Below are 22,619 nucleotides of genomic sequence, written 5' to 3'. Positions count from 1 at the left end.
GTGTATCGGCTGTGTGGGCATCCGTTCGGCGAGGGTCCGGTAGGTCCTACGCCGCCGCCTGCACCTTCTCCTCGGGGGGTACGCGCCTCACCACCAGCGACATCATCGCCGCCAGCGCGCACAGGCCGCCCGACGCCAGCCAGACCGTGTCGTACGAGCCCGTCACGTCGCGCGCCACGCCGCCGAGCCAGGCGACCAGCGCCGCGCCGATCTGGTGGGAGGCGAGGACCCAGCCGAAGACGATCGCGCTGTCCTCGCCGAAGTGCTCGCGGCAGAGCGCGAGCGTCGGGGGGACGGTGGCGACCCAGTCGAGGCCGTAGAAGACGATGAAGAAGATCATCGGCGGGTGGATCGACGGGGCGAGCAGCAGCGGCAGGAACATCAGGCTCAGGCCGCGGAGCCCGTAGTAGACGGCGAGCAGCCGGCGGGCGTCGTAGCGGTCGGTGAGCCAGCCGCTGGCGATCGTGCCGATGATGTCGAAGATGCCGACGACCGCGAGGAGCGAGGCGGCCGCGGTCATGGCCATGCCGTGGTCGTGGGCGGAGGGCACGAAGTGGGTGCGGATGATGCCGTTCGTGGACGCGCCGCAGATCGCGAACGCGCCGCAGAGCAGCCAGAACGTGCCGCTGCGCGAGGCGTCGCGCAGGACGTGCAGGGCGCGTCCCGCCGCGCCGCGCCGGGGCGGGGGCTTGGGGACGAACTCGGCGGAGCCGTAGGGGGCGAGGCCGACGTCGGCGGGGTGGTCGCGGAGGAGGAGCCAGACGAACGGGATGGCGGCGGCGGAGACCAGCGCGACGGTCACCGTGGCCGGTCGCCAGCCGTGGGTCTCCACGACCCAGGACAGCAGGGGGAGGAAGACGAGTTGCCCGGAGGCCGTGGCGGCGGTGAGCAGGCCGGTGACCAGGCCGCGGTGTTTGACGAACCAGCGGTCGGTGACGGTGGCGGAGAAGGCCAGGGCCATGGAGCCGGTGCCGAGGCCGATGAGCAGGCCCCAGTAGAGGATCAGTTGCCAGCTCGCCGTCATCCAGTGGCTCAGGAGGGCACCCGTGGCGATCATCACGAGCGCCGCGGCCACCACGCGGCGTATGCCGAAGCGGTCCATGAGCGCGGCGGCGAAGGGGGCGGTGACGCCGTACAGCGTGAGGTTGACCGAGGCGGCGAGGCCGATCGTGCCGCGGGACCAGCCGAACTCGTCGTGGAGGGGGCCGATCAGCAGCCCGGGGAGCGCGACGAAGGAGGCGGCGGCCACGACGGTCACGAAGGTCACCGCCGCGACGAACCAGGCGCGGTGCGGGCGCCGCAGGGCGGGGCGGCGGGTGGGGTGCTTGCGCGGGTGCTTGCCGGGGGCGTCGGCTGCGGTCCGGGCCGGGGGCTGATCGTGCGGTTCGGACCGGGTCTCGGCGGAGGGCGGGGGTGGCTGCGTCACTCATCGAGGGTGGCCCGGGGCTCCTGCACGGACCAGTGGCCCGAGGGCCAAGGTGTGCAAGGATTGGGCCATGAGTTTCGGCCGCCACCCCGCCCCACCGGACGCCGACCCGCCGGACGCCGCCCCGGTGCCTGCGTTCCGGCATCCGGAGCGGCACCCCGTCGCCGTCTTCGTACGGCACGGGATGCTGCCCATCGAACTGGGCATCGTGCACCGCCTCTTCGGCCGGGCCCGCAGTGCGGCGGGAGAGCCGTTGTACGAGGTCGTGACCTGCACGGTCGAGCCGGGTGAGGTGCGTACGGACGCGGACGTGAGCGTCAACGTCCGGCACGGGCCGGAGGCGCTGGCCCAGGCCCGTACGGTGCTCGTGCCCGCGTCGCACGAGGCGGACGAGGCGTACACGCACGGGCGGTTGCCGGCGGACCTGGCGGGCGCGCTGGCGTACGTGCGGCCGGGGACGCGGCTCGCGTCGATCTGCACCGGGGCGTTCGTGCTCGCCTCCGCCGGGCTGCTCGACGGGCGGCCGGCGACTACGCACTGGACGGCGGGCGACCGGTTCCGGGCGCTGTTCCCGAAGGTGCGCTTCGACCCCGACGTGTTGTACGTGGACGACGGTGACGTGCTGACGTCCGCCGGGGTGGCCTCCGGGGTCGACCTGTGCCTGCACATGGTCCGGCGCGACCACGGCTCCGCCGTGGCCAACGACGTGGCGCGGCGCACGGTCGTGCCGCCGCACCGGGACGGCGGGCAGGCGCAGTTCGTCCGGCGGCCGGTGCCGGAGCCGGCGGTGTCGACGACCGCGAGGGCGCGGGCGTGGGCGCTGACGCGGCTGCACGAGCCGCTGGCGCTGCGGGACCTGGCGGCGTGCGAGTCGATGTCGGTGCGGACGTTCACGCGGCGGTTCCGGGACGAGGTGGGGATGAGCCCGGGGCAGTGGCTGACGGTGCAGCGCGTGGAGCGGGCGCGGCAGTTGCTGGAGGACACGGACCTGGCGGTGGACCGGATCGCGGCGGACGCGGGGTTCGGGACGGCGGCGTCGCTGCGGCAGCACATGCAGGCGGCGCTGGGCGTGTCACCCAGCGCGTACCGGCGCACCTTCCGTGCGGAGGGCGGCGGGGCCGCGGCGTGAGGCGGGGGCGCCCGCGGTTTGCGGGGCCGCCTTGTCGGCGGGGCGGGCTTGTCAGTGGGGCTGCCTACCCTTGGGTGGGTGTGCGGGGAGGTGGGCCGCGGGCTGTTTCCCCTGCTGCGCCTGGTCCGCCCGGGCCTCACCGTGTGCGTCCGGCCGCCTCCTGCGGTGCCCCGGAGTTGTCAGCGCAGCGGCCTACCCTTGGGCGGGTGTGTGGGGAGGTGGGGGCGGGCGTGGTCGTCGGGTGCGGGTGGGCCGGCTGTGCGCTGTGGATGCCCAAGCCCCTTTCGCCCGGTGCCAGTTCCGGCCGCAGCTCCAGCCCGTCGTCGTAGTCCCCGCCCCGCTCCGTCCGGTACGGCAGCGGGGCCGTCGTCCACAGTCCGTGCAGCCGCTCGCGCAGCGCCGCCGCCACCGGCGGGTACGCGTCCCGCGTGAGGCGGTCCGCGCCGTAGACGACGAAGGGCGGCAGCGGTGCCATGCCCGTGTAGAAGAACGTGCCGTGGTGCAGCGGCCACAGCACCTCGTCGATGTGGCCGTGGATGCCGCGGGGGCCGAAGCTCGCCGCGCGGGCGCCGACCGAGGTGACCACCAGCGCGCGCTTCCCGGCCAGGCCCCCGTCCCCGTAGCGGCGCGTCCTGCCGTCCGCGTCCTTCACCTTGGACGCGAGCCCCTGCACGAGCACCCGGTCGAACCAGCCCTTGAGGATCGCCGGCGGCCCGAACCACCACAGCGGGAAGTGCACGACCAGCGCGTCCGCCCACGCCAGCTTCTCGTGCTCGGCCGCGATGTCGGGGCTGACCTCCCCGGCCCGCCAGGCGTCCTCCTGAGCGTCGCCGACAAGGAAGCGACCGCTGTCGGCGTAGTCGCTGTCGGCGTAGTCGTCCGCGTCGAGCACGGCCTTGAAGCCCATGGCGTACAGATCGCTCTGCCGGACCTCGTGCCCGGCGGCGCGCAGCGCGCGGATGCCGTCGTCGCGGAGTGCGGCGTTGAGGGAGCGGTGTTCGGGGTGGGCGAAGAGCCAGAGAATGTTCATGCTTCGAGCCTGGCGCCGCCGCGGGCCGACGACGAGAGCCGGATCGCCATCATTCGCAAGAATCGCGCCACGAGCCCCGCGGGGGCGGCGCCGACGCCCCCGGGATCACCCGCGCGGACAGAGAGGGTCGAGTGGCGGTGCGCCCGTGCAACCCCGAGCCCTGCACGGCGAACCGCCACCCGGCATCGGCGGATGGGGACGAGCGCCGGATGCGCGACCCGCCTTCGCCAAGGGCGTCCGACCGGCCGGCGGCCCTCGGCGTCCCCTCACGACGAATCGCTGCCCACAAGGGTGATCAGCCCCGTACGGCTCGTCAACACCTGTTCCGTACCGGAGGTGTCACGTGCTGTTCGTGCCGGCGCGTGCGTGTTCGTGTGCGCCCGCGAACAATGCGCCGTCCGCGCCGTCCGCGCGCTCCCCCGTGGGCTGGGCGAAGGCGCAAGCGCGGTCGATCTCGCACCAGATGACCTTGCCGAATCCTTCCGCCTGCCACCCCCAGCGGTCGGCGATGGCATCGACCAGCTCCAGCCCGCGGCCGTGCGTCTCGTACTCCTGCGCGCGCCGCTGCCGCGGCGGGGCGGCGCAGGAGTCGACGACCTCCACGCGGTACGGGCCGCAGTCCGCGGGCGACGCGGGGAGGGCCAGGCGGAGCTCCGCGGGGCGGTCGGTGTGCACGACGGCGTTGGTGACGAGCTCCGAGACGAGCATCACCAGCGACTCGGCGTACGGCTCGTCGGCCGTCACCCCGGTCCACGCCAGCCGCGCCCGCGTCCACCGCCTGGCCCGGCCGACCTCGACGGGGTCGGGCCACACCTTGAGCTGTACCTGCAGGGTCTGCACCGCTCACACCATCCTCGGGATCACGCTGCGTGATCTCTCTGCCGTCCAGGATGATTGACGTAGCGTCACGACAACAAGCGCTTCGGGCATATCCCAGCGCGAAAGAGTGCGCTTGCGGCATACTGTGCGACGCTCGCGCCAGACGGTCGAACGCCGGTCTGGCGTCGACCACTCGTGCTGCTGTGACCTTGTACGAGTCCGGCAAGTCCGCACCGCCGCGGCCACCTTTTCGCGGGCCGCGGGTCCGTGTCGCCGCATGACAACTCGCACCCGAGGAAGGGTAGTGGAGTCGGGGCCGACTTCGCTGCGTAACGGAACAGTTCGCCCAAGCGTGTTGGGGCTCTGCCCAGTTTCGGCACTCTCCGTAGTCGAATCGCCGGATGCCTCCCCTTGCGCGGGCCGGCATCGATGTATAACTTCTTATACATGAGCGAGCAGGTGCACAACAGACTGGCGGTGATCCGCGCAGAGCGGAGCGTGTCGCGGAAGCAGTTGGCCGAGGCCGTCGGCGCGCACTACCAGACGATCGGGCACATCGAGCGCGGGCAGTACAACCCGAGCCTCGACCTCGCTCTGCGCATAGCGGAGTACTTCGAGCTGCCGGTGGAAGTGCTGTTCGCCCTCCGGCCGTTCCGCCCGCTCAGCGACGAGCTGTACGGGCCGGCCGACAGGCGGGACAGCGCAGACAGCAGCACAGGCAGCAGCGCAGACAACCGTGCAGACAGGGGAACGCGATGACCCAGCCCACCCGGCCCGCCTTCGGAGGGACGAAGCAGGCCACGAAGCACGACCGCGCGATGTTCCGGCTCATGAACGACCCCGCCGGGCGCCCGGTGTTCGCCACCGCCGCACGGCGCCGCGCGGTCGTCGCCGCGCACGTGGCGCTCACGGGCGCGACGCTGGCGTCCGTCACCCTGCTGTACGCCCTCGACGACGCCTGGCTCATCGCGCCGTTGGCGGTCCTGCTGGTGCCGTGGATGGTCGCCACCGGCTTCCTGAACGGCGGCACGCGCGGCCTGCTGGAGCTGCGGACGCGGATGCTGGACGAGCGGCAGCTCGCCGACCGCGACCGCGCGCGGGCCGTGGCCCACCGGGCGGCGACGGCGCTGCTGGCTCTGGCGGCGGCGGTGTTCGTGCTCGGCGAGGCGGCGGGCGCGGACGGGCTGCCGGGGGTGCCGGGGGTGTGGGTGCTGGTGTACGCGCTGGCGGCGGTCTGGCTGATGCCGCTGTGGGTCGCCGGGCTGCAGGCGCGGGACGAGCCGGCGGAGGAATCCGAGGACGGGTGAGAGCGGGTGAGAGCGGGTGAGAGCCGGTGGGGCGGGGCTCCTCCGGGCCTGACGTGGCCGGGGCGTGGTCCGTACGCCACGGGCCCGGCCCGGGGCCGCGGGGCGGGCGGCGCGGCCCGCGTCCCCCGCCGCTATGCCGACAGCGGCTCCGCCGTGCCGCTCGTCGCGTCGTCCACGTCCGCGTAGACCGCGAACAGCCGCCGTACGCCCAGCGCCGCGAGCACCCGGTTGACGTGCGCCCCGTCGGAGATCGCGCTTCGCGAGACGCCCCCGGTCGCACCGGCGGCCCCCGCGCCGCCCTCCGCCGGCAGGATCAGGCGGAACTCGCCGCCGCAGGAACTCAGCAGGCGGCGCGCGGCGATGAGCACGCCGACGCCGCTGGAGTCGCAGAAGCGGACCGCGGAGAGGTCGAGGACGAGACGGCGGCGGCCCTCGGCGACGGCGTCGTGCACGTGCTGCCGTACGCGGGGCGAGGTGACCAGGTCCAGCTCGCCGCAGACCCACAGGACGTACCAGTCGCCTCGGTTGTCGGTGGTCACCTGCAGCAAAGACACCCGGTCGCTGTCCTTCCGTCGCCTGTCAGCCTGTCGCGCCCGCTCGCCCGTCCGTTCCGTATACCCGTCATCTGCTGTGTTGCACGTGTCACCTGCTGTGCCCACAGCACACAAGATGAAACACCGACCCTATGCGCAATCGCCCCACACGTCCCCCGCATTCCGGTCAGCACTGGATAACCGTTGGCAATTCGTTGCCTTCTGTTGCACGTCATGCGGTACAGATAACGCTCCGAGGGCGTACGCCCCCACTCCCCGGCGCTACATTCGTTGACACCGGTAACCAGGGGCGGGCGACGGATGGGGAGCGCATGGCGCACGGCACCGGACCGCACGGCACCGGAGAGGGCGCCGTGCCGCCCCGCTGGAACCGCAAGATGCAGCAGCGGCTGGCGCGCGGCGAGGCCGCGGCGCTGAGTGAGCTCTACGACCGCTTCGCGCCCCTCGTCTACGGCCTCGCGCTGCGCGTGCTGGAGGACGAGGAGGAGGCGAGCGGCGTGCTGTCCGAGGTGTTCTCGTACGTGTGGCAGCACCCGGACGCGTACGACCCGAAGCGCGGCCAACTCCGTTCGTTCCTCGCCGGTCTCGCGCACAAGCACGCCGTGCGGCGGCTGCGCTGGGCCGTGATCCAGGCCGGCGCGGCCGGCGAGATCGAGGACAGCGAGGAGCGCATCCGCGCCGTCTCCGCCGCCGCCCGCGCCGACTACATCGTCACGTCCATGCCGGAACCGCTGCGCGCCGCGCTGGAGCTGGCGTACTTCAAGCGCCGCGACTACCGCCAGACCGCCGCCGAACTCGGCGTCTCCGCCGAGGAGGCCCGCCGCCGGCTCCGCCTCGGGCTGCAGATGCTCGCCACCGCGCACACCGAGGCCGGGCGGCCCGCATGATCATGGGCCCCTACGACCACCGCCGGCTGAAGTCCCTCCTCGGCGCCTGGGCGCTGTCGGCCTGCGCACCCGAGGAAACGGCCGCCGTGGAGGCGCACTTGACCGACTGCGCGCCCTGCGCCGACGAGGCGCTCCGGCTGCGCGATGCCGTACGCCTCCTGCACCCGCACGACAACCTCGACGTGGACGCGGGCCTGCGCAGCCGGGTGCTGGAGCTGTGTCTGACGCGGCGGATGCCGGGCATCCCGATGCCGGGCTGGTCGGTGCCGTACGACGCCGAGGCGGCCCGGCTCGACGCGCTGCTGGACGACATGGGCGAGGCCGACTGGGGAGCTCCGGTTCAGCTCACGTGGTACGACGACGACCGCCCGTCGGTACGCGAGACCTCGGTGGCCGGCGTCATCGGCCATCTCCTGGCCGTCGACGGGCTGCTGGCCCTCACGCTCGGCCTCCCCGATCCGCTGGCCGCGGACGCGCCCGCCGACGAGACGCAGCCGCGCACGGTCTCCTCACCCGCCGAGCGCACCGAGACGCTGTGGCGGGCGGCCGGTTCTTCGCACGCGGAACAGCAGTCGCTCGCACCGGAGTTCCGGCGCAGGCACGCGAGCAAGATGCGCGGCGAGTGGCGGGACCAGACGTACGCGCTGATAAGGACCGCAGGGTTCGCCGGCGGCGGCGTCGCCGACCTGCCCGTGCCGTACGGCGGCGGGGTGTCGCTGCCGCTGCGCGACGCCTTCCTGGACCGGGCCTTCGAGTGCTGGATGCACGCCTGGGACATCGCGGAGGCCGTCGACTACCCGTACGTGCCGCCGACGCCCGAGCACATGCACCTCATGATCGACCTGGCGGCGCGGCTCCTCCCGCAGACGCTGGCGGCCCGGCGCCGCTCCGGGCTCGCGGCACCGCCGCGCACGCTGGTGGCGGCGGGGGCGCCGGGGCGGACGCTGCACCTGGAGGTGGAGGGCAAGGGCGGCGGGAACTGGTACCTCCCGCTGGACTCGCCGGCGGCGGTCGGGGAGCCGGACCGGGCGGTCGCCCATGTGGCGCTGGAGGGTCTGGAGTTCTGCCGCCTGGCGGCGGGGCACGTCTCGCCGGAGGAGGCGGCGGTGGGCCGCGACGGGGAGCGGGAGGCCGTGGACGACTTCCTGTACGCGACGGTGTCGCTGTCGCGGCTGTAGGACGGCCGCCGGCTACGGGAAGACGACCGTGCGCGTGCCGTTGAGCAGCACCCGGTGCTCGCTGTGCCACTTCACCGCCCGCGCCAGCGCCTGGCACTCCACGTCCCGGCCGACGGCCACCAACTGCTCCGGCGTCACCTCGTGCCCGACCCGTTCGACCTCCTGCTCGATGATCGGGCCCTCGTCCAGATCCGCCGTCACGTAGTGCGCGGTGGCGCCGATCAGCTTGACCCCGCGGGCGTGCGCCTGGTGGTACGGCTTCGCGCCCTTGAAGCTCGGCAGGAAGGAGTGGTGGATGTTGATGATCCGCCCCTCCAGTTGCTTGCACAGGTCGTCGGAGATCACCTGCATGTAGCGCGCGAGCACCACCAGCTCCACGTCCTCGGCCCGGACCAGCTCCAGCAGCCGCTGCTCCGCTTCCGGCTTGGTGTCCCTGGTGACCGGCAGGTGGTGGAACGGGATGCCGTAGGAGCCGACCAGCTCCTCGAAGTCGGTGTGGTTGGAGACGACGGCCGCGATCTCCACCGGCAGCGCGCCGGTGCGCGCGCGGAAGAGCAGGTCGTTGAGGCAGTGCCCGAACTTGCTGACCATGAGCAGCACCCGCATCCGGGTGCCCTGCTCGTGGATCTGCCAGTCCATCCCCCACGACTCCGCCACCGCCGCGAAGCTGGCCCTCAGCTTCTCGACGTTTGCCTGCGCCTCGGCGGAGAAGTGCACCCGCATGAAGAACAGGCCGGTGGTGGGGTCGCCGTACTGCTGGCTGTCCTCGATGTTGCAGTCCGTCATGAAGAGGTAACTGGAGACTGCATGCACGATGCCCTTTTTGTCCGGGCAGGACAGCGTCAGTACGTACTCGCTCATGGGCCTACGATCCCACACCCGTCAGGCGGCACCGGTCATGATCGCCAGCACTTCGAGGGAGCGCGGCGGCGCGTCGGGGTCGTCGCCGTCGTTCTCCGCGAGCCGTACGTGCGCCTCGCGCGCCGCGCGCACGGCCTCGGGCCAGGCGTGGTTCTCCAGGTACGCGGAGAACGGCGAGTCGGCGCCGACCTGGTGCATGATCCGCAGCACGCGCAGGACGGCGACGTCGACGAGCGCGGCCTCGCGGGAGTCGCGGAAGATCGTCCCCACGTACTTCTCCGCCGACCAGTTGTCCAGCCAGGTGTCCTCGACCAGGCGGTAGACGGCGTCGGTGACGTCCCCGTACCCCGCCGTCCCCGCCATCCAGTACTCCTGCTGGAAACCGGGGTCGGAGAGCATGTGCAGCGCGGAGCGCACATTGGCGCGCCAGCGCCACCACGGCATGTCGTTGATGGGCATGGACTCCATGGTGGAGTAACGGCGGTCGCGGCGGGAAGCCCTTTCACCGACGGGACCGCCGCCGTCGCCTCCCGCGCCGTCCGCGGGGCTCACAGTTGCGTCGCCTGGCGTTGCGTGAGGCCGTACTCGTCGGCGATCGGGTTCCAGAGTCCGGCGGCCTCCTCCTTGGCGGTGGTGGCGTCGCCGCTGGCGCGGTTGCCCGCCGACAGGTGGTTCCCGCCGCCGCCGCAGCCCCTGCCGCGCTTGGCGGCGTCCGCCCAGTTCGCGTAGTGGTCGTCGGCGGAGGCGCTGGCGTTCCAGGCGTCGGTGAGCGAGCGGGTCAGGTCCTGGTGCGACGGGAGCTTGTCGACGCTCAGGTCCGCGAGCCGGTCGACGAGGTCGCGGCGCTGGCCGGCCGCGTCGCGGAGGTCCTTGGCGGCCTTGCCGAGCGCCTTGCACTGGCGGATGTTCTCCACCGAGCTGATGACCGCGTCGCGGCTGTCGTTGCTCTCGGCGAGCAGCGCGTCCAGATCCTCGGCCTGCGACTCGGCGGGGTCGTCCTTGACCGGCTTGTCGCCGCCGCCGCCGTCGTCCTTGCCGTCGCCGCCGGGGTCCTCGCTGGCGCTGGCGCTCGGCGTGGCGCCGCTGGCGGTGTCGCCGCCGCCGTCGCCGCTGCTGAGGAGCCAGCCGGCGGTGATGCCGACGGCGGCGCAGGCGGCGGTGCCGATGGCGATGGCCGCCCAGCGGGGGATGCCGCCGCGGTGGTCGTCGCCCTCGTCGTAGTAGCGGCCGCCCGGGCCGCCGGGGCCGTTGCCGTACGGGCCCGGGGGCGGGCCGCCGGGGTGGGCGGCGGAGCCGTGGGGACCGGGGCCGTGGGCGCCGGGGCCGTGCGGGGCGGGCTGCCGGACGCCGGGCTGCTGGGCGGCGTACGCGGGCGGGGGGCCGCCGCCGGGACGGAGGACCGGGGGGAGCTTCTGCGTGGCGCCGGGGTCGCCGCCGGGTGCCCCGGCTCCGCCGGGGGCGCCCGGTCCGCCGGGCGCGTCGCGGAAGAGGCCCTCGAACTGCGTGTGCACCGGTGCCGCGTGCCGGGCCGGCCGCGGGGAGTCGTCCTCGAAGGACGGCGGGGTGTACGGCGGCTGCGCCGGGGGCTGCGCGGGCGCGGCGCCGGGGTGCGGGGGCGGCTGCCGGCCGGCGGCCTGCGGGTCGTAGCCGGGCCCCGCGGCCTCGTACGGGCCGGGGAGCGGCGGGATGAGCTGGGTGGCGTCGGCGTCGTCCCCGGGTCTCTGCTGCGGTGCGGCGGACACCGGGGGGATGAGCTGGGTCGCGGCCGCGTCGTCCGCCGCGCCCGGGGGCGGGCCGGCCGGCGGCTGGTGCGGGGGGCCGCCGTACGACGGCTGGGGCCGGCCCGTACCGGCCGGGGGGCCGCCGGCCGGGCCCGCGGCTCCCGGCGCTCCCGGGGTGGCCGGGAGCGGCCAGGGCTGCTGCGGGTCGGCCGGCGGGGCGCCCTGCGGCCGCGGGCGCTCCGGGCGGTTGCCGAGGTGACGTATCTGCTGCGTCGACTCGTCCTCGGTCTCCGCGGGTGCCGCGGCCGGGGACGGGGACGGATCCTGTGCAGCCCACCACGGCTCGCCGCCCGGGGGCGGCCCGGCGCCGTCCGGCTCGCTGCCGTGTCCGTTGTGGGTCAACGGGACTCCTCATGGGTACGGACTCTGACCGTCCGGACACTACCTGCTCGGTGCCACGGTGAGCCAAGAGCCCAGCCCATGGCACCGGGCGGCGAACTCCCGCACCGCCGGCTCCGCCTCGTACGGCTCCAGGCCCCGCGCCAGCCGCGCCAGTTCGGCCGCCGCCCGGCCCGAGGCGAGCCCGTCGAGCATCCGCAGCGCCCGCGCGCCCGTACGGCACGCCTGAGCAGGCTCGCGCCGCCCGCACTGCGCCCGCCCCAGCGCGACGAGCGCGAGGCAGCGCAGCCGCGCCGACGACTCCGGCAGTCCGGCGAGCGCCTCCTCCGCGCGCCGCTGGGCGGCCTCGTACCGGCCCAGTTCGAGCAGGCTGCAGGCCAGTTCGTAGGCGAGCGCGGGGCGGCCGAAGCGGGCCAGCCACGCGGGTTCGCGCCCGCGCGCCGGGTCGCGCCCGGGATCCCGCGCACCGCCCGCCGCACCCGCACCGCCCGCCGCACCCGCCGTACTCGCACTGCCTGTCGCACCCGCACCGCCCGTCGCACCCGCCGTACTCGCACTGCCTGTCGCACCCGCACCGCCCGTCGCACCCGCGCCCACGGTCGTACTCGCCCCGCCCGTCGCGCTCATCCCGGCCGCCCTCCCCGCCCCGCCCGCCCCGGCCGTCGCGCTCCCCCCGCGCGTCCCGCTCGACTCCGCCTGCTCCAGCGCGGCCAGGGCCCGCGCCGCCGCCTCGCGGAACGCCGCCTCGTCGCCGAGTCCCGCCGCGCCGCGCGCCTCGGCGGCGCTGAACAGCGCCTCGGCGCGCGGCGGCACGCGGTCGCGCGTGCCCTCGCGCGCGGTACGGGCCAGTTGGACGACCTCCCGGTGGTTGCCCAGCGCGGCGGCCAGCCGGCTCATGCCGGCGGCCAGGACGTAGCCGCCGAAGGCGCGGTCGCCGGCCGCGTCGGCGAGGCGCAGGGCCTGGACGTAGTAGCGCTGGGCGACGCCCGGCAGGCCCGTGTCGGCGGCCATGCCGCCGGCCAGCTCGGTCATCCGGGCGGCGGCGGCGAGGAGTTCGCGGCCGACCGCGTCGTCGTAGCGGCCGGAGAGCAGGCCGGAGACGACGGAGTTGAGGTAGTGCACGGTCACCGGCCGGTAGTGGCCGCTGCCGTACCGGCGGTCGAGGGCGGCGAGGGTGGCGGTCGTCTCCCGTACGGCGGTCACGTCGGAGCGGGTGACGAGCCGGCCCGAGGTCCGGGCGAGCGGCGGCCCCGGCGCGCTGATCAGCCAGTCGCGGCTGGGCTCGACGAGCGCGGAGGCCACGGGGGTCGCGCGGGTCAGCACCTCGCGCCGGCCCACATCGGCGCGCCACAGCTCGCTGACCTGCTCCACGGCGGCGGTGACGGTCGGGGCGTAGATGAGGCCCAGCGCGGTGCCGGAGTGCCGGGAGTCGGCCATGCCGACCTCGTCCAGGGTGACCGCGCGGCCGAGCTTGCGGCCCAGCGCCTCGGCGATCATCGCGGGCGCCTGGCCGCGGGGGCGCTGGCCGCGCAGCCAGCGGGCCACGGAGGTCTTGTCGTAGCGCAGGTCGAGGCCGTGTTCGCGGCCGCACATGTTGACGCGGCGGGCCAGCCCCGCGTTGGAGCAGCCGGCCTCTTCGATCACCACCTGAAGTCGTACGTTCGGCGTGCGTGCCTCGATTGGCCTGGCGGCCATGGGTAGTCCTCCCTCAGGGGGCCGTGCTCGGCCGGCTCCTGACGGAACCGCCAGGACGATCATTTCCCGCAAAATCAGCGGAAAACGCCATGCTCCCCATCCGCGCATCCGTGCGCCCCACTGCCGGAACGTTGCTTCGCGCGAAGCCGGCGAGGGCCCGTAACCCCTGCTCACGGCTGGAGTTGAGCCGTTCGTGAACGAGACCCCGGGAGCAGAGGCGACGCACGTACCCCGACAGGAGAACTCGCACGATCGGAGCGAAGAACTGCTGTCCGCAGCCCTGCGGTACGCGGAGGACCAGCACTGGGACGTCGTGCCGGGCACATGGACCGAGACCGGGGACGGGGCCGGCGCACAGCGGTGCTCCTGCGGCGACGCGGCGTGCCGCGCGCCGGGCGCGCACCCCGCGCGGCGCGACTGGCAGGCGGCGGCCACGTCCGGCCCCACCACCGTGCGCCGCATGTGGGCGAAGCACCCGCGGGCGGCCGTCCTGCTGCCCACCGGGCGGGCGTTCGACGTCGTGGACGTGGCGGAGGACGCCGGGTGCCTGGCGCTGGCGCGGCTGGAGCGGGAGCGCACGGAGCCGGGGCCGGTGGCGGCGACGCCGGACCGGCGGATTCATTTCTTCGTGCTGCCGGGCGCCACGGCGAAGGTGCTGGAGGGGCTGCACGCGCTGGGCTACGTCTCGCCGGCGGCCCTGGACCTCGGCGTACGGGGCGAGGGCGGCTGGGTGGCGGCACCGCCGACGCGGTTCGGGACGAGTGGCTCGGTGCAGTGGGTGCGGCGGCCCACGGTGTCGAACACGTGGCTGCCGGACGTGGCCGACCTGATCAGCACGCTGGCGTACGCGTGCGGCCGGGAGCGGATAGCCGCGCGGCGGCGGTAGCCCCGCGGGTGCGGGGCGGCGCTACGGGGCGGTGGGGGCCCGCTCGTCCAGCAGGCCCGCCGTCCGCAGGTCGGCCCACACCTGTGCCGGGATCTCCGCGCCGAACGCGGCGAGGTTGCGCCGCACCTCGTCCGCGCTGCGCATGCCCACCACGACGCCGGCGACGACGGGGTGCAGCAGCGGGAAGGCCATGGCCGCCTGCGGCGCGGTCACCCCGTGCGCCTCGCACATGTCCGCGATCCGGTGCGCCCGCCGCAGCAGCTCGGGCGCGGCGGGCGCGTAGTCGAAGCGGGCTCCCGGCTCGGGCCGGTCGGTCGCCAGCAGCCCGGAGTTGAAGACGGAGGCCGCGAGGACCGAGACCCCGCGCTCCGCACAGGCGGGCAGCAGCTCGTCCAGAGCGCTGTGGTCCAGCAGGGTGTACCGGCCGGAGAGCATCACGACGTCCACGTCGGTCTCGCGCACCAGGCGGGTCAGCTTGCCGGGGTCGTACATCCCCGCGCCGACCGCGCCGACCACGCCCTCGGCGCGCAGCTCGGCGAGCGCCGGGTAGCCGTCGCGCAGCGCGGCCTCGAAGTGCTCCTCGGCGTCGTGCAGATACAGCACGTCGATCCGGTCCACGCCCATGCGAGCGAGGGAGTCCTCGACGCTGCGCCGGATGCCGTCGCGGGAGAAGTCCCACACCCGGCGATGCGTGGCCGGCACGGCGAACGCCTCGTCCATGCGGCCGGCCGGATCCTGGGGCACGAGCAGCCGGCCGACCTTCGTCGACAGCGTGAACCCCGTCCGCGGCTTGGCGCGCAGCAGGTCGCCGAGGCGGCGCTCGGAGTGGCCGATGCCGTAGTGCGGCGAGGTGTCGAAGTAGCGGATCCCGCCGTCCCACGCCGCGGCCAGGGCCTGCGCCGCGGTGGCGTCGTCCAGCGGCTCGAACAGGCCGCCCAGCGGGCCGCCGCCGAAGCCGAGTTCGGTGACTTCGACCCCGGTCCGGCCGAGTATGCGGGTACGCATGCGGTGACTCCTTCGCGGTACGGGCCGGCTCCCGCCGCACCCTACGCGGTCGGACGGCCCGAAGGTCACGTCGACGCCGCGCCGGACCCGGGCGCGGCGCACGGCGCACGGCGCACGGCGCACGCCGCGGCCCGCCGGACGGGGCCGCGCTCAGCTCGCCGCGCCCGCCGTCCCCGCGTGGGCGCGCCAGCCCGGCAGCAACTCGTCCAGCAGCGCCTCCGTTCGCGGCGGCAGGCCGCGGGCTCCGTGCAGGGCCGCGGAGCGGTCGAGGAGGTCGGAGGCGGTGGCCTGGAGGCGGGCGGTCTCGCCGGTGGCGTGCACCGCGCGCAGCAGTTCGTTCCACAGCCGCTCGTCCGCCGGCGCGACGACCAGTGCCGCCTGCACGGCGGCGACCGCGCCGTCCGCCTGCCCCGACTCGCGGCGCAGCGCGGAGAGCGCCAGGCCCGCGTCGGCGACGAGCAGCGGCAGTTGGGCCTCCACGATCTCGTTGGACAGCCAGCCGTACCGCCCCTGCGGCCGGTCCGCGAGCAGCGGGCCCGCGGCCAGCGCCAGCGCGTCGTTGAGCAGCCGCTCCCGCGTCTGGGGGCTCGACTGCCGGGTGGGGTCGGTCGCTTCGAGGTGCAGCGTGCGCAGCACGTCCCAGTCGGAGACCACCGACCTGGACAGCGCCAGCCGCCCGTCCGCGTCCGGCGCGAGCCGTGCCGCTCCGGAGGGGTCGCGGCCCAGCCAGTCCACCAGCCGCTCGACGAAGGCGTCGCGCACGTCGTCCGTCACGCCGCGCGGCCACAGCGCCGCGGCGAGCACCTGCGGGTGCACGCCCTCGCGGTGGAACAGCAGCAGCGCCAGCGCCTCCCGGAGCAGCGGGCTGCGCTCGCCGTCCGGCTCGGCCAGGCCCATGATCTCGTACGAACCGAGCAGCCGCGCGTACACCGCCGGCCGCCCCTGCTCCGACAGGTCCACGGTGAAGCCCACCTCGCCCGCCGCGCGCGTGACGGAGATCCCGCGCCCGTCCGTGCCGCTCGTCGCCGCCCCCTCGACCTCCACCTGCGAGAAGAGGTCCACCAGCGCGTCGTGCTGCTCCTGCGGCAGCCGCTGTGCGGCCAGCTCCAGGCCCAGCAGCGGGGCGCGCAGCCGCCCGTCGCGGGTGATCTCGAACTCCCAGGAGGCGCCGGCCAGTTCCTCCTGGCCGGTGCCGACGAGGTAGCCGATGCCCAGCCGCGAGGAGCCGCCGGCGAGGTGGGCGAGTTGGTCGGCCTCGGCGGCGGTGGGCTCGACGGCGACGAGGACGAGGTGCGGCGCCCACTGCGTACGGCCCGCGTGTCCCGCGCGGCCGGTGAGCACGCTGTCGTGGCCGGCGTTGCCGAGGGCGTTGGCGCGCTGGGCGGACTCGGCCTCCATGACCTCGATGAGCGCCGGCACGTCCTCCAGGTAGCGCACGCGCGTCGGCGCCAGCTCCGTCAGCCGCGCGCCGAAGCCGACGACGGTCACCGACATCCGGTCCGACCACCCGTTGGTGGCCAGCTCCGCGGCGATCGACGACAGCACGGCGAGCCGGTCCGCGGGGGCGCCCTTGACGGCGGCGATGCCGGGGACGGCCTCCAGGTTCAGCAGCAGCCGGGCCTCCTCGCGGGTGCCGAGGCTGGCGAGACCGGGGTACGGGGCCGCGGCGTCGTCGGCCTCCTCGGGCTGCGGATAGCTCTCCACGTCGGCGCGGTCGATGCGCCAGAACGTCTGGTCCTGGCCGGTACGCCACGGGGCGGGCGGCTCGCCCGCCACGCCGGCCAGTTGCAGGTACAGGTCGCCCTCGGTCAGCCAGGCGGCGTAGATCGTGGGCAGCGGGCGGGCGGCCTCGGTCAGCGAGGCGGACAGGCCGCGCAGGGCGCGGTCGAGGAAGCGCACGCCGCCGGGGTCGGCGCCCACGAGCAGCGCGTCGCGGGCGAGCGCGGCGCGCCCGGTGGGCTCCGCGCCCGTACGGCCCGCGCCGCCGGTCTGGAACGCCGCCTGCCACAGCGCCTGCCGGCGGCGCCGGCTCAGCGCGCCGAGCACGCCGGCGGCGAGCAGCGGCGCGGCGATGAGCACCTCCGGCAGCCCGATGCCGCCGCCGTCGCCGTGCACCTCGGGCGCCACCCGGTCGCCGTGGTCCGCACCGGCGTCGTCGCCGTCGCTCTCGCGGGTGGGTATCTGCTGGACCGACTGCCCGCCGGTCCGGTCGCCGGCGTCGCGGTCGACGGCCGGGGTGTCGGGCACGAGGCGCTCGCCGCGGCCGGAGGTGGCGTGCCCGTCGTCGCCGCCCTTGCCGCGCTCGTCGAGCGTGGGGCTGGACTTGTCGTACTCGTCGATCTGCGCGGCCTCGGACTTCGACACCTCGTCGCGGTCCTCGGGCATCTCGACCAGGTCGCCGCCGTGGGCGTCGGCCGGCATCTCCATGATCCAGCCGGGGCGGATGAGGCTGGCCTGGCTGAGCTTGGAGCCGTCGGGCTGGATGCGGTCCTTGTTGAGCTGGTAGATCTCGCCGTAGCGGCGGCCATCGCCCAGGTGCCGTTCGGCGATCTCCCACAGCGAGTCGTGGTGGCGGCCCTCGGGCGGCTGGATGCGGTAGAACTTCGTGTCCCGCTCGGCCTGTTCGCGGGTGTCCTTGTGGACCTCGCCGCCGGCGCCCTGGCCCCCGGGGGTCTCGACGTCCACCGCGGGCCTGGTGTCGACCTGCTGGCCCGGGGTCTGCTGGGCGGCGGCGACGGGCGGCTGCTTGTGCTGGTCGAGCTGCTCGCCGAGCTGGGACAGGCCCGGCGCGAAGCTGGCGGCGCTGGCGGTGAGCAGCAGCACGGCGGCGACGAGCTGGCGGGCGAGCGCCTGGCTGGCGCCGGAGCCGGGCACCCGTCCCGGCATGCCCATGCCGGAGACGGCGGCCTTGGCCTCGACGAGCACGCAGGCGGCGAACTGCGCCCAGGCCAGCCAGACGACGACCGCGAAGACCTTGACGAAGACGTCGGCGGTCACGTCCTCGTTGAGCATGCTGAGGGTGGGCGCGGAGTCGGGCAGCGGCCAGCCGACGAAGTAGGCCAGCGCGCCCGGTACGCCGACGACCAGCACCACGAGCGCGAGGAAGGCGAAGAACGCCCTCAGGACGTCGCCGAAGGTCCTGCGCCGGATGCGTACCGGTACCGGAGTCCTGTTCGCGCTGCTGCGTGCCATCGCTGGTCCTGAGCCCTCCCGGTCGGCGCGGCGCGGACCGCGACCCCCCCGGCGCGCGCCCTTCGTGCGCAGGCCGCTGGGCGGCGTCCCCGTACTTGCCCACCTGACGTTACCGAAGGCCCTTTTGGGGGTCGAGCCCAGGCAGGTGACTGCCTCGTCACGACCTCGTCACCGCGGCCGTGCAGCGTGTGCCCGCCGTGCGGGCCGCCAGCGCGCGGCAGGGCCGCCGGAGCCGCCCCGCGCTCGGCGGTGCGGCTCCGGCGGCCCACACGGTACGGGCAGCGTCCGCGCGGTCAGCAGAACGGGATGTGGTCCACGTTCTTGACCCAGCGCGCGGCGACGAAGCCGTTGTGGGACTTGATCTTGTACCAGAGGGAGTTACCGAATACGTCCTGGCCTTCGACCTTGCAGTCGATCCAGACGATCTCACCGCGCGGGATGAAGCCCTTCTGGCGGGAGGCGGTGGTGGGCTGCTCGCGGATCAGGACGCCGGGCTTGGCGATCACCACGCCGCGCTGCTCGTGGCGCCAGTCGTCCCAGGTCTTCATCGAGGGCGCGTGGCCCGTCGTCGTGGTGGCCGCCACGGGAGCCGCGCCCAGCACTCCCAGCGCCATGGCTCCCGCGGCGAGCGCGACGGCAGTCTTCGTTCTCTTCAGCACAGATGCCCCTAGACAGTCAGCGGAGTGAGGCGGTCGCCTCGGTCCGGTTTGTATGACTATCTGACCGATGTCCGGGGCAGAGCGTGCCGCGGCGGGGCCAATTCCCCCGATTGGCAGGACAGCCTCCCGCGTACGGCCCACAGACCCGCTCCGCGGCTCCTCCGGACGCGCGGGTCTACGGCTCGCCGACCTCGGTGCGGGGCTCCGCGCGGGCCGTACCGGTGGCCTCCAGGGGGCCGCTGAGGGCCAGGCCCGTCAGCAGCGGGCGGTAGCTGAGGACGATCTCGACCTCGACGTGGTCGGCCGCGGCGCTCGTACACGTCGCGGCCTCGACATCGCCGTTGTGGACCGTCACATGGGACATGAACTCCTGGACGCGGCTGTCGCAGTTCTCGAACCGGATCGGCGCCTCCAGGTCGGTCTGCCCCTCGTAGAGCGCTTCCTTGTCGGTGTCCTGCGCCGCGTACCGGGCCGCCTGCTCCGCGATGTCCGCGGCCCGCTCGCGCTGCGAGATCGCCAGGCCGCCGTCCACCACGAACGCGGCCAGCGCCATGAACAGGAACGCGAAGATGATGACCGCGCCCGCGCCCGAGCCCCGGTCGTCCAGGCGGTCCGCCCGCTCCGCCAGGCGGTCGCGCAGCCGCGCGGCCAGGCCGCGTACGCGCGTCATGCCGCCCTCCGGTACGGGTCGAGCGGCGCGGACGACGACCCCGTCATCCGCGGGTCGATGTCCAGGCCCAGCATCCCCAGGCCCTTCACCTCGCAGGTCACCTCCACGGTGATGATGTTGCTGGCGGCGCCCGGCTCCGGCGGCGAGAAGTCCCCGGACAGGTCCACGTCCACCGGGCCCTTGCACACGTCGCCCTCCAACTGCGACTCCGCCGCCCGCTGCGCGGCCGTCTGCGCCTCGCCCACGGAGCGCTGCAGGGACGCGGCACGTACCGCGTCGCGCGCCGCGCCGTCGACCCCGCCGCGGCCGTCGACCAACTGGCCGAACGCGACGAGGACGAGGATGAACAGGAACATCACCGGGGCGAGGATCACCACCTCGATGGTCGTGACCCCCCGGTCGGACCCGAGGTCCCGGCGCTCCCCCGGCTCCCCGGCGCCGTTCTCCCCCCGGTCGCCGCGCGCCTCGCTCACAGCCATGCGTCCCCGTCCCCCGTCATCCCAGATCCGGTACGAACCGTTCGATCGGACCCTCCGACTCCGCCCGCGCCGTGAGGTCGATGAACGGGAAGACGTTGACCACGCCGCCCTCCACCTCCACCCCGACCCGGTCGTCCGCGGCCTCGTACACCCGGATGTCCGGGCTGGTGAGCAGCTTCGGGCCGACCGTGTTCAGCCGCTCCTGCGCCGCCTGCTGGGCCAGGCCCTGCCAGCCGCCCGGGTTCGACTCGGCGGTCCTGCGCGCCTCGCGCGCCCCGTGCTGCGCGGTGGCCTGCGCGACGTGGTCCGCGAAGAAGTACAGCCCGAACTGCACGGTGGCGAAGATCATGAAGTACAGCACCGGGGTGAGGAGCACGAACTCGATCGCGGACATGCCGCGGTCGCCTCCGCCCACGCCGTGCCGCCCGCTCCCGGGCCCCGTGTCACCGCCGCCGCCGTCGCCGCGGCAGGCGTCGAGCCTGCGCCGCAGCCACGCCGGCGGCTGCGGCCGTGACTGTGCCGTCGTCATCATGATCGTCAGCCCGTCTCGTCAGCCGATGGGCCCGCGGCTCAGCAGCCGTCGGCGCCGGCGTTGCTGATGCAGTCCTCGACATCGCTTGCACCGTCGCTCAGCGCTCGGTTGATGATGACCGCGACCGCGCTGACGATCGCGACCACGACGGCCGAGATGATCACCCACTCCACGGCGGAGGCGCCGCGGTCCAGTTCGCCCGAGCGGGCGCGCTCCACGCGGCCGCGCAGGAAGGTGACCAGGAAGTCGAGTGCCGGGTGTCCGGTGCTGGTGAAGCGGTTCTTCATGACGTCGTTACGTCCTCTCTGCGTAGTGGGGGGATGACTCAGACCTGCAGCACGCGGATCGCCGCGGGATAGACCAGGAAGACCAGGAACCCGGCGCACAGCAGTAGTTGTGCGACGAGCATGGACTGCGACTTCTCGCCTGCCGCCCCCTCGATTTCGGCAAGCTCGCGGTGCCTCATGGTCTCCGCCCTGGCCGCCAGCGACTCGCGCACCTTCGCGCCGTCGTCGGAGACCAGCGCCAGCGACGCCGACAGGTCCTTCAGCTCTTCGATCCCCAGCTCGTCGCCGAGATTGCCGAGCGCCTGCCACTGGCTGGTGCCGGTGATGCGGGCGTCGGCAAGTGCGTTGCGCACCCTGCGCAGGGCCCAGCCGTCGCTGATGTCGGCCGCGGCCATCAGGGCCTCGGGCAGGCCGCGCCCGCCCGCCAGGTTCATCGCCACCAGGTCCAGGTACGCGCCGACGACGCGGCGCAGGTCCTTGCGCTTGTCGGCGGCGTCCCTGCGTACCTCCAGGTCGGGCAGGAGGAAGAACAGGAGCGCGGCGACCAGCGCGAGCCAGACCGGGATGACCGGGTTCAGGCCGAAGCCGGCCACCGAGATCAGCGCGTACACGCCGGGGCCGAAGACCAGCCCCACCGCGGACAGCAGCACCTTGGTCGCCAGGAAGCTCTCCCAGGACCGGTCCAGCACCGCCAGGTCGGAGCGGAGCGAGCGCTGCTCCCAGCCCTGCCGCAGATAGAACTCCGCGGCCCGCTCGCCGACCTGCGCGCGCAGCCCGCCGAAACGCCCCTCCTCCTGCTGCTGCGGCGAGGACGTCGTCGTCCGGCCGGAGCCGCGGGCGCGCAGCGCGTCGACCCGCGCGACCGTCGCGACGGCGCCGCGGCGGCCGGGCGCGATGGCCCGTACGAGCAGGTAGATGCCCAGACCCATGACCGCGCCGATGACGACGGAGTACGTCAGTGTGTCCGCACCCTGGAACTCCATCAGGAGACCTCCTCACGCGGCCGGACGAAGGCGACCTGCTGCGGCTGCTGCTTCGCGCCGGCCAGAAAGCGCTCCGGCGTCTCGATCGTCGACAGCTTGCGCAGCCACCAGAAGCCGGCCGCGAACAGCCCGCAGACGCAGGCCAGGACCGCCTGGCCCATGGGCGAGCCGTACGGCTCGACGAAGCCGCGGTTGAAGACGGACAGGCCGAGCACGAACGCCACCGAGACGCTGACGACGATCTGCACGCTGCGCCGCGTCGAGGCGCGCTGCGCCATCACGCGCTGGCGCATGTCGACCTCCTCGCGCGCCGACTTCGCCAGCGCGCCCAGCACCTCGCGCAGGCCGGGGCCGCGCAGCCGGGCGTTGAGGATCAGGGCGGCGATGATCAGGTCGGCGGAGGCGTCGTCGAGGTCGTCGGCGAGGTGCTGCAGGGCGTCCGGCAGCGGCGTACGGGACCGCAGGCGGTCGACCATCGCGTCCAGGTGCGGCCGCAGCGCGGGCGCCGCGGCCCGGGCGGAGGCCGGAATGGCCTGCTCCAGGCCGACCGCGCCGGCGATCGTGTCGCGCAGCGACTCCGTCCACTGGGCCAGCGCCTCGACCCGCTTCATCGCCATCCGCTCGGCCGATGCGCCGCCGAAGAGCTTGTCCCAGAACGCCACCAGCACGCCGGTGGCCAGGCCGGCGACCGGCCAGCGGGTCAGCAGCAGCACCAGCAGCCCGGAGACCGACGCGAGCGTCGCCCGCTGGCTGGCGAACCGCACCAGCTCCGTGGCCCGTTCGCCCTGCTGCGCCTTCTCGTGCTCCGGCTTCGCCGGCAGCCCGCGGAGCGCGACGACGAGCAGCGCGATGCCGCCGCCGATCACCGCGCCGGCGAGCAGCCCGTAGCCCATCGTGGCGGAGAAGACTTCGCCTTCCAT

General features: G+C 74.4%; 23 protein-coding genes. 6 read left to right on the top strand and 17 right to left on the bottom strand.

The annotated features are described in order from the left end of the window. Window positions 1-46: 46 nt before the first annotated feature. Window positions 47-1,303: an MFS transporter gene (locus O7599_RS23860; protein WP_281623490.1), complete on the bottom strand. Its 1,257-nt coding sequence runs from the start codon at window positions 1,301-1,303 to the stop codon at window positions 47-49. Window positions 1,304-1,496: 193 nt separating this feature from the next. Here O7599_RS23860 and O7599_RS23855 point away from each other — a divergent pair, with 193 nt between their 5' ends. After that, window positions 1,497-2,555 carry a helix-turn-helix domain-containing protein gene (locus O7599_RS23855; protein WP_281617653.1) on the top strand — a complete coding sequence of 353 codons (1,059 nt, stop codon included), beginning with the start codon at window positions 1,497-1,499 and terminating at the stop codon, window positions 2,553-2,555. Window positions 2,556-2,691: 136 nt separating this feature from the next. On the opposite strand, the gene O7599_RS23850 is transcribed toward O7599_RS23855, so the two are convergent. Then, the gene (locus O7599_RS23850) at window positions 2,692-3,585 is read right to left on the bottom strand and encodes an NAD(P)H-dependent oxidoreductase (protein WP_281617652.1); all 894 of its coding nucleotides are present in this window, start codon (window positions 3,583-3,585) and stop codon (window positions 2,692-2,694) included. 339 nt (window positions 3,586-3,924) lie between these two features. After that, on the bottom strand, window positions 3,925-4,425 hold the full coding sequence (locus O7599_RS23845; protein ID WP_281617651.1) for an ATP-binding protein: 501 nt from the start codon (window positions 4,423-4,425) through the stop codon (window positions 3,925-3,927). 426 nt (window positions 4,426-4,851) lie between these two features. On the opposite strand from O7599_RS23845, the gene O7599_RS23840 reads away from it, so the two are divergent. Together O7599_RS23840 and O7599_RS23835 are read left to right on the top strand one after the other, a co-directional pair. Then, entirely contained in the window at window positions 4,852-5,163 is a 312-nt protein-coding gene (locus O7599_RS23840; protein ID WP_281617650.1) for a helix-turn-helix transcriptional regulator, read from the top strand. Next, entirely contained in the window at window positions 5,160-5,711 is a 552-nt protein-coding gene (locus O7599_RS23835; RefSeq protein ID WP_281617649.1) for a hypothetical protein, read from the top strand. The genes O7599_RS23840 and O7599_RS23835 overlap by 4 nt, the downstream gene beginning before the upstream one ends. Window positions 5,712-5,842: 131 nt before the next feature. Here O7599_RS23835 and O7599_RS23830 read toward each other — a convergent pair whose 3' ends face one another. Beyond that, window positions 5,843-6,259 carry an STAS domain-containing protein gene (locus O7599_RS23830; protein ID WP_281623489.1) on the bottom strand — a complete coding sequence of 139 codons (417 nt, stop codon included), beginning with the start codon at window positions 6,257-6,259 and terminating at the stop codon, window positions 5,843-5,845. Between the two features lie 317 nt (window positions 6,260-6,576). On the opposite strand from O7599_RS23830, the gene O7599_RS23825 reads away from it, so the two are divergent. After that, on the top strand, window positions 6,577-7,152 hold the full coding sequence (locus O7599_RS23825) for a sigma-70 family RNA polymerase sigma factor (protein WP_281617648.1): 576 nt from the start codon (window positions 6,577-6,579) through the stop codon (window positions 7,150-7,152). Continuing rightward, window positions 7,149-8,330, top strand: coding sequence for a zf-HC2 domain-containing protein (locus tag O7599_RS23820; RefSeq protein WP_281617647.1), 1,182 nt, complete (start codon window positions 7,149-7,151; stop codon window positions 8,328-8,330). Before O7599_RS23825 ends, O7599_RS23820 begins: the two co-directional genes overlap by 4 nt. Before the next feature lie 12 nt (window positions 8,331-8,342). On the opposite strand, the gene purU is transcribed toward O7599_RS23820, so the two are convergent. From purU to O7599_RS23800, 4 genes are all read right to left on the bottom strand, one after another. After that, window positions 8,343-9,191 carry a formyltetrahydrofolate deformylase gene (gene purU / locus O7599_RS23815; RefSeq protein ID WP_281617646.1) on the bottom strand — a complete coding sequence of 283 codons (849 nt, stop codon included), beginning with the start codon at window positions 9,189-9,191 and terminating at the stop codon, window positions 8,343-8,345. A 21-nt stretch (window positions 9,192-9,212) separates the two neighbouring features. Next, window positions 9,213-9,650, bottom strand: a complete 438-nt coding sequence (locus tag O7599_RS23810) for a hypothetical protein (RefSeq protein ID WP_281617645.1) — start codon at window positions 9,648-9,650, stop codon at window positions 9,213-9,215. An 89-nt stretch (window positions 9,651-9,739) separates the two neighbouring features. Further along, on the bottom strand, window positions 9,740-11,314 hold the full coding sequence (locus O7599_RS23805) for a hypothetical protein (protein WP_281617644.1): 1,575 nt from the start codon (window positions 11,312-11,314) through the stop codon (window positions 9,740-9,742). 39 nt (window positions 11,315-11,353) lie between these two features. Continuing rightward, a complete protein-coding gene (locus O7599_RS23800) occupies window positions 11,354-13,006 on the bottom strand; it encodes a transcriptional regulator (protein ID WP_281617643.1) in 1,653 nt (550 codons plus the stop codon). A gap of 193 nt (window positions 13,007-13,199) precedes the next feature. On the opposite strand from O7599_RS23800, the gene O7599_RS23795 reads away from it, so the two are divergent. Continuing rightward, window positions 13,200-13,892: a bifunctional DNA primase/polymerase gene (locus tag O7599_RS23795; RefSeq protein ID WP_281617642.1), complete on the top strand. Its 693-nt coding sequence runs from the start codon at window positions 13,200-13,202 to the stop codon at window positions 13,890-13,892. 21 nt (window positions 13,893-13,913) lie between these two features. On the opposite strand, the gene O7599_RS23790 is transcribed toward O7599_RS23795, so the two are convergent. The 9 genes from O7599_RS23790 to O7599_RS23750 all read right to left on the bottom strand — a co-directional run bounded on the left by O7599_RS23790 (window position 13,914) and on the right by O7599_RS23750 (window position 22,619). After that, complete coding sequence (locus O7599_RS23790) at window positions 13,914-14,897, bottom strand: aldo/keto reductase (protein ID WP_281617641.1); 984 nt, start codon at window positions 14,895-14,897, stop codon at window positions 13,914-13,916. A gap of 150 nt (window positions 14,898-15,047) precedes the next feature. Further along, the gene (locus O7599_RS23785; protein ID WP_281617640.1) at window positions 15,048-18,089 is read right to left on the bottom strand and encodes a BTAD domain-containing putative transcriptional regulator; all 3,042 of its coding nucleotides are present in this window, start codon (window positions 18,087-18,089) and stop codon (window positions 15,048-15,050) included. A 293-nt stretch (window positions 18,090-18,382) separates the two neighbouring features. Continuing rightward, window positions 18,383-18,748: an SH3 domain-containing protein gene (locus O7599_RS23780; protein WP_281617639.1), complete on the bottom strand. Its 366-nt coding sequence runs from the start codon at window positions 18,746-18,748 to the stop codon at window positions 18,383-18,385. A gap of 175 nt (window positions 18,749-18,923) precedes the next feature. Next, a complete protein-coding gene (locus O7599_RS23775) occupies window positions 18,924-19,418 on the bottom strand; it encodes a Tad domain-containing protein (RefSeq protein ID WP_281617638.1) in 495 nt (164 codons plus the stop codon). Then, on the bottom strand, window positions 19,415-19,897 hold the full coding sequence (locus tag O7599_RS23770; protein WP_281617637.1) for a TadE/TadG family type IV pilus assembly protein: 483 nt from the start codon (window positions 19,895-19,897) through the stop codon (window positions 19,415-19,417). Before O7599_RS23770 ends, O7599_RS23775 begins: the two co-directional genes overlap by 4 nt. A gap of 16 nt (window positions 19,898-19,913) precedes the next feature. Then, entirely contained in the window at window positions 19,914-20,429 is a 516-nt protein-coding gene (locus O7599_RS23765; RefSeq protein ID WP_281617636.1) for a TadE family protein, read from the bottom strand. Window positions 20,430-20,467: 38 nt separating this feature from the next. Next, window positions 20,468-20,716 (bottom strand): hypothetical protein, encoded by a 249-nt coding sequence (locus O7599_RS23760; protein ID WP_281617635.1) that lies wholly within the window; start codon window positions 20,714-20,716, stop codon window positions 20,468-20,470. A gap of 38 nt (window positions 20,717-20,754) precedes the next feature. Next, entirely contained in the window at window positions 20,755-21,699 is a 945-nt protein-coding gene (locus O7599_RS23755) for a type II secretion system F family protein (protein WP_281617634.1), read from the bottom strand. Next, window positions 21,699-22,619, bottom strand: a complete 921-nt coding sequence (locus tag O7599_RS23750; protein ID WP_281617633.1) for a type II secretion system F family protein — start codon at window positions 22,617-22,619, stop codon at window positions 21,699-21,701. Before O7599_RS23750 ends, O7599_RS23755 begins: the two co-directional genes overlap by 1 nt.

This window comes from Streptomyces sp. WMMC500 (assembly GCF_027497195.1).
In the GTDB taxonomy this organism is placed as follows: Bacteria; Actinomycetota; Actinomycetes; order Streptomycetales; family Streptomycetaceae; genus Streptomyces.
This window is presented reverse-complemented; position numbering and strand designations above follow the sequence as displayed.